Genomic DNA, 17006 nt, shown 5'->3' on the forward strand with positions numbered 1-17006 from the left:
CCATATAAAATTGCTATTCTGTCTGAATGCAAGCATTCACAGAAAGCAATTTTGCATGGCTCTGAATAGTTACAAAAAGCAAAATTAAAAACAAGGAGATTGACTATGTCTGATATTGCCGAAGCTGTTGGAAAACGAATTTATGCCATTCGAACATCAAAGCACATGAGCCGTAAAGATCTTGCCAAGCGCTCTGGGCTTCATCTTACCTATATCGGTCAGCTTGAGCGCGGTGAACGAAATGCGACGATAGCAACACTTGAAAGTGTTTCTTACGCACTTAATGTACCGATTGAGCGTTTTGTTGAATATATTACACCTGGAATGGCTTCACAGGAGACTGCTGCAAATGAATGCTATAACTTGATTTTAGAGCAGACACCGCGCACACAAAAGCGGCTTCTTGCAATTCTCCAAAATATGGCACAGCTGCACCAAATACAATAAATTCTAATTTTCAAAAAAAGAGTCACGCGAAAGTTTAGCGTGACTCTTAATATTACTTGTTTTATTTTTTTTCGCGGTTTAAATATAAAAGCGGAAGTCCAATACAACAAATTCCACCAACTATATTTCCAAGTGTAACCGGAATAAGATTTTTCACCAGAAAGCTTCCCCAGCTTAACTGTGATAACTGTGCTTCTGTGTAGCCATACAGTTCCATTGCTTTATTTACGTAGTCTGGATTCATCTTGCAAAACAGACCTGCTGTTATGTAATACATATTAGCAACGCAGTGCTCAAAGCCTGCTGTTACAAACAGCATGATTACAAAGAAAGATACAAGCAGCTTTCCGCTGATATCTTTTGCGCAAATTGCCATCAAAACAGCTGCGCAAACTAAAATATTACAAAGAATGCCAGATGTAAATGCCTTACCAAATGGCAGTGTTGCTTTTCCATATGCCACCTTAATTGTATAAGCACCAAGTCCGCCTGCTGAATAATCAAGCTGACCGCTGCAGTAAACTAGTGCTGTAAAAATCAGTGCTCCTGCAAAATTTCCAAGAAATACAAGTACCAAAACACGAATGCAGTCTGCCACAGAAATATGTTTTTCGGCAACACCAAGTGCCATTAAACAGTCACCAGTAAACAGCTCTGCCCCCAGCAGAATTACCATCATCAAACCTACTGGGAATACGACTGCCGCAGTAAGTCTCGCAAGTCCTACATTTGCAACAGAATGTGCTGCCACGCTGCTCGCTGCTGCACCCATTCCAATCATCATTCCAGCTAACATTGCTTTTCCAAACAGCTTGCCAATCGGTGTAGCTGCCTTTGCTTTGCATCCCTGTGCATAGCTTTTCGTTGCTTCTTTTACAGATAAAAAGCCTTCCATAGTAAAATATCCACCTGTCTTTTTTATTCCAGTCGGGATTTCCCGCCATCTTTTCCATTATATCACAATTTTTTTTGATTGAACAGCAAATTTTTAATGACATATCCTTTTCAACTGTGCTATAGTCAACAACTCGGTCATAGAATGGCCAAGCATCCAAAGTTTCCCTTGAATACCGGACATTCAATTTCCGCCCTTTGAAAATAAGTCCACGTTACACAATACGAATAACACAGGCTGATCCTCTCCGGACAGTCCATCTTACAGTCATGCCGTAAGAAGACGGTGGTTGTTGATATGTTCTGCTCTAGTCACAGATGAGATCCTACAGCATCATGTAAGATGTTACAGGGTCCCGTCTGCTTTCATGCAGATGCTGCTTGTTTTGTTTTATATGCGACATGCCGTTTTTCATATACGATTCGAATCGCATTCTGTAAATTCTTGTGACTGTATTGGTGTTCCTTACACAATTCCAGTATTTCTCTATCACCTGCCCGGTTTCTGATATTGACAGCACCAACGTGGTCTGCATCATCATGATACCCGCAGCTGGTACAGCAGAATCCTTTTGAGTGTCGGTTTTCTGCATTCATATTGCTGCATACCGGGCATACCTGACTTGTAAAATCAGGTGCTACCTCGAAAAAGTCACATCCTTTTTGATTCAGTGCTTCCATCAGCTTTCTTTGAAGCTTTCCCCTGGCAAATGTTGAAAACATTCCATTAACCTTACGGCTCTTATTAAATTCCTTAATATCCAACTTTTCAATCGCAGTCAGTGTATCTTTGGAAATGCTGTCCACATAGGTTGTGACTGATTTCTTGATCTCGTGATCCAGCCGTGCATAGTAGCAGCGTTTTTTACGATATGGTGCTTTTGCCGTTTGAATCATTCGTTCCAGGCGATCCATCTTTTTGATGAGAGAACGTCTCACATCCTCTGGCAGATCATGTTTTCTCAAAAAGTGCTTAATTTTTCGTTTCTTGTTTCGAAGGCTCGCAAGCTCTGCAAAGGCAGGCTCTACCTCTTCATGATAAAAGTCAATTACCGGACTCATGGAACCGATTGCCCTTCCGTCAGATGTATGAAAACAGTCCGAGATTCCGGTATCCACTCCAATACAATTCGTTGTTGCAGGCTGCTGTCTTGTTGAATCATAGGACCAGCCAATTCGAAGGTTTCCCTTTCGTATCTGCATCAGAACCATTCCTGCCATCTTGTTATTCTGAATCTTATGTAAAAAATGGCCGCTGGTATCAAGCGGGATCGTGATTCGCTGTCTTGTTTTTAATGGATTTGTAATAATGATTACATAGGGCATTTTGGTATCTGTTGATTGTTCGATCTTCATTAAGCGTAAGTCCAATGGAACTGATACGAAACGAAGCTTTGGAACACGATACTCCAATGATTTTGTTGCATATCGCTCCTGAAACTCCAGCTGCAGATCAGAAAATTCCTTTTCCGACATTTCATGAAGTGTTTTTGTGCAGTCCTCATAAAACATGCCTTCTATCTGTCGCATTGTTTCTTCCATCTTTTGCTTTGAGCATCCCATGACAGACATCGCAAACAATACTTTTGACTGTGCAAATATCCCCCTACCTTCTGACAAAAGATCCAGTCGGATATTATTCAAACGACCCGATACCTGCACTACTGCCGCATCGAATGCATTCTGGCAAAATGCGGAATTGATTCCTTCCGGACGAATGGCTTTTTCAAGCTTTCGCATTTGGGGATCTTTCTTATCATTCTTTACCAGTTGAAGTACGATATCAGGATTCTTTTCCAACAGATCAATGTCACGATTGATGAGAGCAGTATACGAGTTTTGCATCTGCTGTAAAATAACAAGCTTTTCCTTATTCGGCCGACCATACAGAAAAACACTCTTTGTAATAGTGGTCTGAAATGAACTGTTCTTTTTCTTTTTTGCTTTTGGCATAGCCCCTCCTTTCGTTAATACTGTTTTGACTGATGTTACATATACTTACGGATAGTCTCTTCTGAGATGTCGCCAATTGTTTCAAGGTAGTAAGAATGGTTCCAAAGCTCTCCTTTCCACTGCTGTTGACGTAAGTCTGGAAACTTTTCGTACATCTTTCTGCGGTATTTTACCGAACAAACAATATGATAATTGATGTTATACATGCAGGTACGTGCATGTTTCAGGCTATCTTTTTCACATATATTATATCATATAGTATACATATAGTCAACAAATAGTTGGAATATATTATACATACAGTATTGTTTTCTCTGTAGACTGCCACCCGAATCTTCCCTATATTTCTCTGCCGAAGACAGTTTCGCTTTTTGGAACACAAAAAGCTTTACGCCTTCGGCAGATTTATGGTATGATAAAAGCAAGCGGTGCTTTCATCTCGGTCATTGAATGGCCGTGGATTCCCACGCCAGATTCCTAAAGTAAAATGTAGCTATGATTTCTAAATAGTTACATTAAAATCAACTTCAAAAGCAGAAAGGTATGGTTTTCACTATGCGTATTGTCATAAAAATTGGTACTTCCACTCTTGCTCATCACACCGGACGACTTAATATACGACGTACAGAGGTGCTCTGCAAGGTAATCAGTGATTTAAAAAATGCCGGACATGAAATTGTCATGGTCTCATCTGGTGCCATTGGTATGGGTGCCGGCAAGCTTTCATTAAAGGAGCGACCGTCTGATATGCCGACAAAGCAGGCAGCAGCAGCTGTAGGTCAGTGTGAGCTTATGTATACATATGATAAGCTTTTTGGTGAATATAATCACACAGTTGCCCAAATTCTTTTAACTAGTGAAGATATTGAGCACGATGACAGACGGCAAAATGTGGAAAATACAATGGAGCGTCTGCTTTCTCTTGGCGCAATTCCAATTATCAATGAAAATGATACAATCTCTACTGCTGAGATTGTGATTGGTGACAACGATACGCTTAGCGCAATTGTAGCAAGCACTGTTCACGCTGATTTACTCGTGCTTCTTTCTGATATTGACGGCCTTTTTACAGCTGATCCAAGAAAGGATCCTTCTGCCACTCTTATTCCTACTGTTTGTGAAATCACACCTGAAATTAAAGCTATGACTTCTGGTGCAGGCACAAATCTTGGAACTGGCGGCATGACTACAAAAATTCAGGCTGCACAGATTGCAACAGAAAATGGCATTGATATGGTTATTGCAAACGGAGCTGACCCTGTTATCTTATATGACATCGCAGATGGAAAACAAGCTGGAACACGTTTTCTTGCGCAGAAAAAAATGCTTTAAAAGAAAGGACTAAACGCATTATGAAAGAAACAAAGTGTATTTTACGAGAGGCCAAAGCAGCTGTTTCTTCTCTGGCGGTTTTGAAAAGTGAAGAAAAAAATAAAGCGCTTCTTGCTATGGCTGATGCACTAATTGCTGACACTTCTTCTATTCTTTGTGAAAATAAAAAAGATATGGACGCAGCAAAAGACACTATATCTTCTGTCATGCTCGACCGGCTTAAGCTTGATGAATCACGCATACGCGCTATGGCAGACGGTATTCGTGCTGTCGCTGCACTGCCTGATCCTGTTGGCCGCATTCTTTCTGATGAAACGCGCCCAAACGGACTTCATATTCAAAAAGTCTCTGTACCAATGGGTGTTATCGCTATTATTTACGAAAGCCGCCCAAATGTTACATCGGATGCTGCTGCTCTAGCTTTAAAATCTGGAAATGTCTGCGTACTTCGCACAGGAAAGGAAGCCTTTCACAGTGCATTTTCAATTGTCAATGCACTTAAAAAAGGTCTTCATAGCTGTGGCATAAATGAAAAGGTCATAAACCTGATTGAGGATACAAGCCGAAAAAGTGCACTTGACTTAATGCGTGCCGTTGGTTTTATTGATCTTTTGATTCCGCGCGGCGGTGCAGGACTTATAAAAGCATGTGTAGAGCAGGCGCTTGTTCCTTGTATTCAGACAGGCACTGGAATCTGTCATATCTATGTGGATAAGGATGCTGACCTTTCCATGGCACTGCGAATAGTTGAAAATGCAAAAATGAGCCGTCCTTCTGTGTGCAATGCTGCCGAGGTTTGTCTTGTGCACCGTGATGTGGCAAAGAAATTTCTTCATATGCTGCAAAAAAGCTTGTGTGACCCATCTCGCGAACATCCTGCTAAGCTTCTCCTTGATAAAGAAGCTCTTTCAATTATTGATGGTACTCCTGCAGATGAGAATGATTTTGATACGGAATTTCTCGATTATATTCTCGCTGTGCATGTCGTAAGTGATGTGAACGAAGCAATTTCACATATTGCTTCCCACTCTACTCATCACAGCGAATCAATCATCACACAGAATGAACAGACTGCTGCTCTATTTACAACTCTTGTGGACAGTGCTGCCGTATATGTCAATGCATCAACTCGCTTTACTGACGGAGGTGAGTTTGGTCTTGGCTGTGAAATGGGAATTTCAACACAGAAGCTTCACGCGCGCGGTCCAATGGGACTTCGTGAGCTGACAGCTTACAAATATGTTATCACTGGAAATGGACAGACCCGTTGACAAAAGCATCACACTATCTTAACATACTTCTAGACGGCTGCAGCTATTATCTGATGTCCGTTTAAATAAATCTACTTGGAGGAATTATGGAACACTTAATTATCCCAGAGGGCTATGAACCAGCTTTAAATCTGCATGATACACAGATTGCCATCAAAACAGTCAAAGATTTCTTTCAGGATCTGCTCGCAAAACAGCTAAATTTGCTTCGCGTATCAGCACCGCTGTTTGTTGATCCGGCTTCCGGCTTAAATGACAACTTAAATGGTGTTGAACGCCCTGTATCATTTGACATTAAGGAGCAAAGTGGTTTTAATGCTGAGGTTGTACACTCTCTCGCAAAGTGGAAGCGCTATGCTTTAAAGGAATATGGCTTCTCAAATGGTGAAGGTCTTTACACCGATATGAACGCAATTCGCCGTGATGAGACTACAGATAATATCCACTCCATCTTTGTTGACCAGTGGGACTGGGAAAAAATCATCTCAAAAGACGATCGAACACTCGACACTTTAAAGTCCGTTGTCCGTGATGTATACAAGACACTTAGAAAGACAGAAATGTACATGGCAATCCAGTATGATTACATAGAAGAAATTCTTCCTAAGGAAATTTTCTTTATTACTTCTCAGGAGCTACTTGACATGTACCCGGACAAGACTCCAAAGGAGCGTGAATATCTGATCACGAAAGAAAAAAAGGCTGTCTGCCTGATGCAGATTGGTGATAAGCTTGGAAATGGCGAGCCGCATGACGGACGTGCACCAGATTATGATGACTGGGCACTCAACGCCGATATTCTTGTCTACTATCCAGTTCTTGATATTGCTCTTGAGCTTTCCTCCATGGGTATCCGTGTTGATGAGAACTCTCTTCGCACTCAGCTTGAGAAGGCTGGCTGCCCAGAGCGCGCCAACCTTGCTTTCCAAAAGGCAATACTAAATAAAGAACTTCCTTACACTATTGGCGGCGGTATTGGTCAGTCTCGTATCTGTATGTTCTTCCTTCGCCGTGCCCACATCGGTGAGGTTCAGTCCTCTATCTGGCCGGCTGATATCAGAAAGGAAGCAAAAAAGCACAATATTACATTGCTTTAATGCATATCAAAAAAGTGCCATGGACATCCACGGCACTTTTTTATATTTCTCGTCACTAATATTTATCAGCGTCTCCACGTATCGCGTGACAAAAGAATCAAAATTGGGAAAATTTCCAATCGTCCAGCCAGCATATCAAAAATTAGTACAATTTTTGCCAGCGGACCATAAATTGAGAAGTTACATGTCGGGCCTACTAATTCAAGACCTGGTCCGATATTATTAAAGCAGGCAAGTACGGCTGAAAAATTAGTTTCAACAGAAAAACCATCTATTGAAATAACTAGCAGACTAAACATAATAATAAGTACATATGCAGCAAGATAGGCGTTTGTATTTTCAAGCACCTTCTCTGATACGACCTGCTTGTTGCTGCGCACTGCCTGGATTCGCTGCGGACGAAGCATTTTCTGGATGTTTCTTCTAAGACTCTTAAAGACAAGCAAAAGTCTTCCGCACTTAAAGCCTCCGCCTGTACTTCCTGCACAGGCACCCACTACCATCAGACATAATAGGATTGACTTTGAAAAACCTGGCCACAAATCAAAGTCTGTGGTAGCAAAACCTGTAGTCGTCACAATACTGGCCACCTGGAAAAATGCGTGGCGTATTGTCTCTTCAAGTGTTCCATAAAAGCCTCTCAGGTTAATCACAATCAAAAGCACACTGCCCAGTACCATTCCAACATAAAGACGAAGTTCCTCATCTTTATATACACTCTTTACCTGCTTCATTATCAAAAGATAATAGCAGCTAAAATTCACACCGAACAGCAGCATGAACACTGTACATACATTTTGAATATATGGACTGTAGCTTGCCATACTATCATTTTTTACACCAAATCCACCAGTTCCGGCTGTTCCAAATGCTGTACACACAGCCTCTAATACAGGCATTTTTCCAACAATCAAAAGCAGGAAATCTATTACTGTCAATACAATGTACAAAATATATAAAATTCCGGCTGTGCTTCTGATTCTTGGAACAAGCTTTGCAACATTAGGTCCCGGGCTCTCTGCTCGAAGCAGATGCATTGTAAAACCATCATTTCGGCCGCTGACAGGAACAACTGCAAGTAAAAATACAAGAACACCCATACCGCCAACCCAGTGGCTAAAGCTTCTCCAGTAAAGCATTCCATTTGAAAGACCTTCTACATTCGATAAAATAGATGCACCTGTTGTCGTAAAACCAGATACGATCTCAAATAATCCATCAAGATAAGACGAAATTTCACGTGAAATCCAAAATGGAAGACAGCCCAAAAGACTCATTACAATCCACGCGAGTCCGACACAAACCATACCTTCTCTTGCATAAAAGCCTTTTTTGGCTTTTCTTGCAAAAAACATAAGCATGCCTGCCACTGCTAAAATCACAAGGATACTTAAAGCAAATCCTAAAATTGCCTGACTATCCTGACCAACCAGACTTATAATCAGTGCCGGCACCATAAATGCCGCCTCCGCCAACAGAATCTGCGCAATCAGCCGCCCCATCATTTTATAGTTCATAATTAAAAAACTCCTTTTTTGCAGAAACTGTATTTGTTATGCTTCAAAAATATCGTCAAGCTTATAGATAATATCATTTCTTGTTGTGACAACAACAACTGTATCACCCTCTCGAATAACAGAATCTCCTCCTGGAAGCTCTGTAACGCCGCCGTGTGTAATACAGGCTACAAGAATATTTTGCTTCACTTTCATGTTCTTTAACGGTTTATCACAATACGGCTTTTTCTCTTCAACATGAAACTCAATTGCCTCTGCCTTTCCATCTGCTATGGAATGAACTGATACGGCTGCTCCTGTCTGATTGTGCATTGCACGTATATAACGCACAATACCGTTACAGCAAAGATCCTTCGGCCAGATCGTACTTCCAATCGGAAGCTGATCAATCATGCTGCCATTTTCCATATGACCAAGCTTTGTGATAACCTGAGATACACCATGCTTAGTTCCATACAGAGAAATAATCATATTTAACTCGTCCATACCAGTTGCCGTGACAAGTGCATCACAGCTTTCAAGATTTTCACGCTTCAGCACAAATGTATTGCTCGCATCATCATTGATAATCTCTGTTTTAGGAAGAAGCGCTGCAAGTTCCTCACAATGCTTTGGATCCTTCTCGATCAAACGTACCGTCATGCCATCTTTTTCAAGCTGCTGAGCAAGATAATAGCTTACACGTCCGCCGCCGCAGATCATAACATGATTGACCTTTTTTGTTATAATTCCAAGATTATCAAGAAGTGTCGCCAAGCTTTCTGTTGATGCCGTAACAAAGATTCTGTCGCCCTCTCTAAGCACAAAGCTTCCATCCGGTGCTACAACATCACCTCTTCTAAGCACGGCACATACAAGAACACGGCACTTTATTACACGATTCAATTCGCTAAGAGCAACATTGCTCAAACGGCTTCTTTCATCAACACGCAGCTCTACGATCTCTACTCTTCCCTTTGCAAAGCTGTCTCTCTTTAAGAAGCCTGGAAATTTAAGCAGTCGTTCAATCTCGATTGCAGCCTGCTTTTCCGGATTTACTGTCAATGACAGCGCAAATGTTTTCTGCATTTTGTAAACCTGATCTGTATAATCAGGATTACAGATTCTTGCAATTGTATGGATGTTTGGATTGATTCCATGAGCAGTCATGCTGCACAGAAGATTTAACTCATCTGCACCAGTCATTGCAATTAAAAGATCCGCATCGTTTACACCTGCCTGAAGCAATGTCTCCATAGTGGCACAATTTCCTAAAACAGCCATTACATCATATTTTTCTACGTTTGCTTCCAATACCTGCTGCTTTACATCAATAAGCGTAATATCATAACCTGAGGCGCTCAGCTGCCTAGTCAGCGTTGATCCAACCTTTCCGACGCCCGCAATTATTATTTTCATACCCTTCACCTTTCATGTTCGAATAATGACATACAATTAATCATTATATTATGATAACACAAATATAAAAAAGTGCAAGGATATTCTCTCTATAAATAAAAACGACACCCTTTCGGGTGTCGCCTTACTTTAGTATTCTTTACGGCAAATATGTACGATATCCTATCGGTGTCTTAAAGAATACAGATGTTATATTAATTCCAGTCTCTGGTGAACCTGCATGAACAATTGCACCGTTACCGATGTAAATTGCCACATGGTTCGGATTATTGTAAAATACAAGATCACCTGGTCTAAGCTGATCGTAAGTGATAGCAGAACCACAATTCATCTGTGACATTGAGTGATGCGGAAGGCTTACGCCTGCCACTCTGCTGTATACCTGCATAGTAAATCCAGAGCAGTCTACGGAACCGCCAATAGAAAGATCGGTGCCGCCGTATACATAATTGCACTGACCTACCCAGCCTAATGCATAATTAACAATTGAATCACGAAGCGGTGTTGAATTGTTTGATGGAGTTGTAATTTCCTGTGTGGTAGTAGTCTCTGCCGCTGTTGTTGTTGTCGCTTCAACTGTTGTGGTAGTAGTTTCTGCCGCTGTTGTGGTGGTTGTCTCTGTCTCTGATGATGGAACTGTTTCCTCAACTGTGGTGGTTGTCTCTGCCTCTGATGATGGAGCAGTTTCTTCAACTGTAGTGGTTGTCTCATCAGGTACTGTCTCTGATGATGGAACATCTGACGGCTGTGTTTCTGAAGAAGCCTCAACTGTTGCCACATTTAAATCAAATGAAGAAGAGAATCCCTGATAGCTTACAGTAACAGTGTTCCAGCCTGCACTTAACATCATGCCAACCTGCTCACAGCTTAAGCCTTCTGTTACTGTCTGTGTTGTTCCATCTGTGTAAGTAACAACAATATACAGCTCACTTGCACTGAGTACCTGTCCTTCTGTCTTACTGCTTCCAGTATAAAATGCCTCAATACCCTGAATTGCTTTTACAGTCTCTGAAGGAGTAGTATTATCAGCTGTTGTAGTTGTGGTATCCTCTACTGTAGTCGGCGTTGTCTGCTCAGCTGTCGTAGTCGTGGTATCCTCTACTGTAGTTGGTGTTGTCTGCTCAGCTGTCGTAGTCGTGGTATCTTCTACTGTAGTTGGTGCTGTCGACTCTGTCTGATCTGGCTGCGTTTCTTCTGCTTCGCTTGATGAAGTCTGTGCCTGTGAGCTTGTTGTCGTTTCCTCAGCAGACGTAGCTGCCACTGTCGTAGTAGTAGTAGGTACCTCCGTTGACGTCTCTGCAACTGTCTCACCATTTAACGCTGCTGTCGCACGCGCTACCATGTCGGCTGTCTTTTTCTGCTCGCTCTTTGCTGTTGTTACTAAGTCTGCATAACCTGCGTTAGAAGCATCATTTATGTAATATTCCCAAAGCTGATATGCATATGTACTTGCGTTGTAAGCTGCCTGATAATCTGCTGCTGCCATACGCTTTTCAAAAATTGCCTCTGCATCGCGAATATCTACAAGATAGCTGTCCAACTGATTTTTTACCATCTGATCAGTGATTGCTACTGCCTCTGCATGACGTGTATATAAAGAAACATCCTTTGCTTTAACAAATCCGGCAAATTCTTCGTTAACTGCAATCTTTACAAATCCGTTCTGAATTGCAAGAACCTTATAATCACCATCCTTGTAAACATTGCCAACACTATCGGCACCGCTTGATGCTGAACTGTAAACAACCGCTGTATTGGCTTTTACCTTTGCATAACGGTTTGTAAGATCCTCATCGCTCGCCTTTGCAGCTGCACCTGTTAATACATAATCAGATGACACATAACCCTCTACATCTCCACTTTTGATCAGATACCAGCTGCCTTCACTGTTATCAACAGTATCATAAATAGAAACAACACAATTGCTGTATAAATATCCGATCACATTGCTTGATACAGATGGCTTATTTCTAACATTTAAGCTTGCCATTACACTGACAAGTCCTTCTTCCTTTTCGCTGGCATCCTTTGATACCAAGCTAGTTCCAAATACAACGGAACCATCTTCTTTCGTCGTCGCATTTACAGTAAAAACTGGGATGATCTTTTTCTCCTGTGCTGAAGCAACTATATAACGAATATAATCCATAATATCTGCTTCAGGCGTCTGGCTGCTTGCATAGTAGTTATCGAGAGAAACCGCCATGCCTGCCACAGCTGTATCCTGTTCAAGCGACGCGCCTGATGCTGCCGGTACTGCAATGCCTCCTCCAACTGCAAATGTCGCAGCCAGACAGGATGCCAGCGCATTCCTGCATAATTTATTCATATCTCAAAAACCTGTACCTTCCCGTAGCCTGCCATCTTGCCTGCAGGTACAAAAACATAATATCAGTTAAATTGTTACAATATTATTACAACTCCATTTTGATTATATCACATAGAAATCGCTTGTCAAGCAAGTTTATTTGTGCCTTTTGCACTTTTTATTTCTTTGTGCTATACTAATTAGCGATTTCCTGCTGCTGGGAAAAAATATAAACAGCTCTATGAGGTATAAATATAATGTCAAAAACAATTTTAATTACAGGTGCATCCTCTGGCATTGGACAGGCTGCTGCGCTGGCTCTTGCAAGTACTGATAACTGCCTGATTCTTGTTTCTATGAAAAATAAGGAAGGCTTAGAAAATACAGCAAAAAAAGCAAAGGAAAAAGGCGCTGATGTTTTGACCTTTTCCGCTGATGTATCAGACTATGAAGCATGCAAATCACTTTTAGCACAGGCAAATGAACATTTTGGCCCTATTGATCTTTTAATAAACAATGCCGGAATCTCCCATATCGGTCTTTTCCAGGATATGACACCTGATGAGTGGCAGCGTGTAATGAATGTCAATATCGGTTCTGTCATGAATTTATGTCATCTTGTCATCCCATCCATGGTACATCGCCACCACGGACGCATCATAAATATTTCCTCTGTATGGGGCAATGTAGGTGCCTCTTGTGAGGCTGTCTACTCTGCAAGCAAGGGTGCCATTAACAGTTTTACAAAAGCTCTCGCTAAAGAACTAGCTCCTAGTAATATTCAGGTGAATGCCATCGCTTTTGGTGCAATTGAAACACCGATGAATGCTTGGCTGTCAAAGGAGGAGGCTGAGGCTCTCGCAGATGAAATACCTGCTGGACGTGAGGGTACAAAAGAAGAGGCAGCCCAGATGATCTGCATGGTTGCAGATGCACCAGACTACCTCACTGGTCAAATTCTTACAATGGATGGCGGATGGATTTAAATTATTTTACTAATTCTTCCATCATCTCTTCCTTAAACTGCTGTGTGTACAGATCATGGTAATAGCCCTTCATTGCCATCAGCTCGTCGTGTGTTCCCTGCTCGATGATCTTTCCAGCCTTAACAACAAGAATTACATCTGCCTGGCGGATTGTCGAGAGGCGATGGGCAATGATAAATGAAGTACGATCCTTTAAAAGATAAGAAATCGCATTCTGAATCAGCTGCTCTGTCTCTGTATCAATAGAAGACGTTGCTTCATCCAGAACAAAAATCGCCGGATCTGCCAACACAGCTCTTGCAAATGAAATAAGCTGTTTTTCTCCGGTGGACATGGAATCTCCACCCTCTCCAACATCTGTCTGCCATCCCTTTTCAAGACGCTTTGCTACCTGATCTGCTGATACGATCTTTGCTGCCTCAATAACCTCTTCATCTGTAGCTTCTAGCTTTCCATAACGGATATTTTCCATAATTGTTCCTGTAAACAAATGAGGACTTTGAAGCACATAACCAAGCGCGCTGTGAAGCCATGACTGGCTGCGCTCTCTGTAATCCACACCATCGATTAAAATACGACCCTGTGTCGGTTCAAAGAAACGACAAGCTAAATTTACCAGTGTACTCTTTCCAGCACCTGTCTCTCCGACAATGGCAACTGTCGTTCCTGCCGGAACATGAAGGTTAAAATGCTCTAAAATATTTTCATTTCCATCTGGGTAATGGAACGTCACATCTTCAAATGTAATATCACCCTTAATTGGCTCCCAATTTTCACGCTTTTGCTCAAATGCTGTGCCATACTTTTCAATGACATCAGGACGATCCTTAATCTGCGGTTCTTCCTCAAGAAGTCCTGTGACACGCTCGATATTAGCCTGTGCTGCCACAATCTCTGACAAGTTAGACGCGATGTTTCGAATTGGCTCAAACATGTTGACAGCGTATGTGGTAAAGGCTGATAACGTACCAAGCTGAAGAGCCTGTGCCAACACAAGCTCACCGCCCTGCTTTAATGCAAGTGCCACACCAATATAACCACAAAATACAACAAGTGCTACATAAAGACCATTCATACGTGCCGCCTTCACACCTGCTGTTTTCATGTCATCAGTAAGTCCCTTGAAATGACGGCTGTTTTTTTCCTCAATGACAAGCGCTTTTGATGTCTGCGCACCTGTAATTCCTTCATTATATGCACCTGTAATCATTGAATTTTTCTTTCTGACCTGCCTGTTCCATTTTAAGATACGCTTCTGGAAAAAGCTTGTAAGAAGCACCAGACCCGGCACAATTAACATAATCCAAAGTGCCAGCTTCCAGTTTAGTGCAAGCATAATGCCAAAGATTCCCACTACATAAAACATCGCCCACAACATATCAAGAAGATTCCATGCTATCAGACCACTGATTCGTCCTGTATCATTCATTACTCTTGCCAAAATATAGCCGACTGGTGTTGTATTATAATAAGAAAAAGACAACTGCTGAAGATGATCAAAGCATGCCTTCTTCATATTTTTTGCCATATTCATCTCAATCACCATAGCACAGCGGCAAAAAATTACAACACTGACAGTCTGAAATATAATAGTAACTAAATAAGTTCCTGCAAAGCTTCCAATTCCTTCTGTAGTATTGCCGCTGATAAAATGATTAATTGCATACTGCTGAAACAAAGGAAGCGCAATATCGACAAGTGCACACAACGTATTAAAAACAAGTGCAATAATCATATATTTGCGAAACGGCTTCATAAATGGAAACAGTTTCTTCCAAATACGCCAGTCAAACGACTGGTCATATTCTTTTTCTTCAATCTGCATACTATTTTTATCCTGCCTTTCTGTGCCTGCATCACATTTGCGGACACTTTTTAATTTTCTTATACAGAATCAGCATCTAATTGAGTATTCATCTGAATATCATAAATTCTGCGGTAAATACCATGATGCTCCATAAGCTGTTCATGGCTTCCCATCTCTGCCACAGCACCATCTTCGAGTACCATAATGCAATCTGCCTGCATAAGAGTCGTGATTCTATGTGCAATCAAAATAACTGTTGTTCCTGCCATTCTCTTTTTTAATGCCTCACGTATCATGGCATCTGTCTGTGCATCTACTGCTGAAAGAGAATCATCAAAAATCATAACAGGTGTATGTTCTACAAGCATACGTGCAATCGCAACTCGCTGTTTTTGTCCGCCCGAAAGCGTTACGCCACGCTCTCCAACAATGGTTTCATAACCGTCTGTAAAACTGTCAATCGCACTGTCTACACAGGCAATCTCACATGCCTCACGAATATCATCAAATGCTGAACTTTCCCTTGTTATTCCAACATTTTCCTTTATGCTTCCTGAATATAAGAATGGCTCTTGAAGCACCATACCAATCTGGCTTCTCAAATACTGACGATCAATATCGCGAATATCAACACCGCCAATAGTAATCTTTCCACAACCATCAGGCAGATCGTAAAGACGATTTAATAGATGTACAAGTGTACTCTTTCCGCTTCCTGTATTTCCAAGAATAGCAAATGTCTTTCCTGCCGGAACAGTAAAGCTGACATTCTTTAAGACAGCGGCTCCCTCTTCATATTTAAAGTTCACATTATCAAATACAATATCCTTATTTATTGCAGGCTTTGTCACGCCTGGACGATCATCTTCTTCCTTTTCATCAAGGATATAGGCAATACGGTCAATTGACACACCTGCCTTACTCATCTCGGATATGATTCGTCCCAGACTTCTGACTGGCCATGCCATACTGGAATTGTAGGATACGAAAGCAATAAATTCACCGACAGTCAGATTGCCATCTACTGTAAATAACACACCCATGCAGATGACTGTAAGAATCTGAATACCTGTAATCAGATCACCAATCGACCAATAAAGACTCAAAAACTTACCTAAATAAATCCACAGTCCTGCAAAGCGCTCATTTTTCTCATCGAAACGTTTGCGCTCAAATGATTCTCTTCCAAATGCGCGCACCACTCGTACACCAGTTAAGTTTTCCTGAACAACGCTTGATAAAATTCCCTCTGCCTCATCTGCTTCCTGAAAGTGCTGTGCAATCTTTGAGAAGAAGTATCCAGAGTACAGAATTACAATCGGAAAAAAGGACACAGCGATCAATGAAATTTTAACATTCATTGAAAACATGATCACCATGTAGAATACAATCAAAAAGATAATACGAAATACTTCCATCAACTGATTAGTTACAAAATTTCGCACAACATCTACGTCTGATGTACAGCGCTGAATGATATCACCTGTCTGATTCTTTACATGCCAACTATACGGTAACTTCTGAATATGATCATACAACTGATCTCTCATGCCCTTTACAAAGCTTTCTGAACCCTTTGCTGCAAATACCTTTGAGTAGTAGTTTGCAGCGATGTTTATAGCTGCAAGCAAAATGACGGCAAGCGCTGCAATCGTAAGCATCTTTCCAGGATTTTCACGAATCGTTTCTTCTGATAAAAAGGCTTTCACCCATTCTGGAATCTTAGACAAGTCACTTCCTAAGACACCATCTACACTAATTCGAATAACCTGTGGGATAAATGCCTGACAGACAGTAATCATTGCTGAAAAGAAAAGACCTGTCAGCATAAGCGGCAGGCATGGTTTTAAAAACCTGAAAATCATCGCTGCCTTGCCGGCTTTTTTCTTATTTTGTTCCATAAGTATCTCTCCCCTTTCTTTTTTCGTAAATTAATAAAAGTACTGATGCACGGCCATCAGTACTCTCATTATATCGAATGAATATATGGATTTCA

The 17006-nt window shown here is 41.3% G+C and carries 13 protein-coding genes; 5 read left to right on the top strand and 8 right to left on the bottom strand.

The window, feature by feature from the left end; all coding sequences use genetic code 11:
• Positions 1-105 precede the first annotated feature (105 nt).
• Positions 106-447 (top strand): helix-turn-helix domain-containing protein, encoded by a 342-nt coding sequence (locus LKD48_RS00005; RefSeq protein ID WP_118616482.1) that lies wholly within the window; start codon positions 106-108, stop codon positions 445-447.
• 61 nt (positions 448-508) lie between these two features.
• Here LKD48_RS00005 and LKD48_RS00010 read toward each other — a convergent pair whose 3' ends face one another.
• The 3 genes from LKD48_RS00010 to LKD48_RS00020 form a co-directional block, all read right to left on the bottom strand.
• Positions 509-1342, bottom strand: a complete 834-nt coding sequence (locus LKD48_RS00010) for a formate/nitrite transporter family protein (protein WP_118616481.1) — start codon at positions 1340-1342, stop codon at positions 509-511.
• A 365-nt stretch (positions 1343-1707) separates the two neighbouring features.
• On the bottom strand, positions 1708-3294 hold the full coding sequence (locus tag LKD48_RS00015; protein WP_308730754.1) for a zinc ribbon domain-containing protein: 1587 nt from the start codon (positions 3292-3294) through the stop codon (positions 1708-1710).
• A 35-nt stretch (positions 3295-3329) separates the two neighbouring features.
• The gene (locus LKD48_RS00020; protein WP_118612202.1) at positions 3330-3500 is read right to left on the bottom strand and encodes a transposase; all 171 of its coding nucleotides are present in this window, start codon (positions 3498-3500) and stop codon (positions 3330-3332) included.
• Between the two features lie 349 nt (positions 3501-3849).
• Between LKD48_RS00020 and proB the strand changes: the two genes are divergently transcribed.
• From proB to asnA, 3 genes are all read left to right on the top strand, one after another.
• Complete coding sequence (gene proB / locus LKD48_RS00025) at positions 3850-4626, top strand: glutamate 5-kinase (RefSeq protein ID WP_118612201.1); 777 nt, start codon at positions 3850-3852, stop codon at positions 4624-4626.
• 20 nt (positions 4627-4646) lie between these two features.
• Positions 4647-5897 carry a glutamate-5-semialdehyde dehydrogenase gene (locus tag LKD48_RS00030; RefSeq protein WP_308730755.1) on the top strand — a complete coding sequence of 417 codons (1251 nt, stop codon included), beginning with the start codon at positions 4647-4649 and terminating at the stop codon, positions 5895-5897.
• Positions 5898-5983: 86 nt separating this feature from the next.
• Positions 5984-6994: an aspartate--ammonia ligase gene (gene asnA / locus LKD48_RS00035; RefSeq protein WP_308730756.1), complete on the top strand. Its 1011-nt coding sequence runs from the start codon at positions 5984-5986 to the stop codon at positions 6992-6994.
• 65 nt (positions 6995-7059) lie between these two features.
• Here the strand turns inward: asnA and LKD48_RS00040 are convergent, their stop codons facing one another.
• From LKD48_RS00040 to LKD48_RS00050, 3 genes are all read right to left on the bottom strand, one after another.
• Positions 7060-8511 (bottom strand): TrkH family potassium uptake protein, encoded by a 1452-nt coding sequence (locus LKD48_RS00040; RefSeq protein ID WP_308730757.1) that lies wholly within the window; start codon positions 8509-8511, stop codon positions 7060-7062.
• A gap of 36 nt (positions 8512-8547) precedes the next feature.
• Positions 8548-9909, bottom strand: coding sequence for a Trk system potassium transporter TrkA (gene trkA / locus LKD48_RS00045; protein ID WP_308730758.1), 1362 nt, complete (start codon positions 9907-9909; stop codon positions 8548-8550).
• 139 nt (positions 9910-10048) lie between these two features.
• Entirely contained in the window at positions 10049-12238 is a 2190-nt protein-coding gene (locus tag LKD48_RS00050; RefSeq protein WP_308730759.1) for a C40 family peptidase, read from the bottom strand.
• 236 nt (positions 12239-12474) lie between these two features.
• On the opposite strand from LKD48_RS00050, the gene ymfI reads away from it, so the two are divergent.
• Positions 12475-13203, top strand: a complete 729-nt coding sequence (ymfI, locus tag LKD48_RS00055) for an elongation factor P 5-aminopentanone reductase (protein WP_308730760.1) — start codon at positions 12475-12477, stop codon at positions 13201-13203.
• 1 nt (position 13204) lies between these two features.
• Here the strand turns inward: ymfI and LKD48_RS00060 are convergent, their stop codons facing one another.
• Positions 13205-15028 (bottom strand): ABC transporter ATP-binding protein, encoded by a 1824-nt coding sequence (locus LKD48_RS00060; RefSeq protein ID WP_308730761.1) that lies wholly within the window; start codon positions 15026-15028, stop codon positions 13205-13207.
• A gap of 59 nt (positions 15029-15087) precedes the next feature.
• The gene (locus tag LKD48_RS00065) at positions 15088-16911 is read right to left on the bottom strand and encodes an ABC transporter ATP-binding protein (protein ID WP_308730762.1); all 1824 of its coding nucleotides are present in this window, start codon (positions 16909-16911) and stop codon (positions 15088-15090) included.
• Between the last annotated feature and the right edge of the window lie 95 nt (positions 16912-17006).

The organism is Anthropogastromicrobium aceti, from assembly GCF_020687335.1.
GTDB classification, from domain to species: domain Bacteria; phylum Bacillota; class Clostridia; order Lachnospirales; family Lachnospiraceae; genus Anthropogastromicrobium; species Anthropogastromicrobium aceti.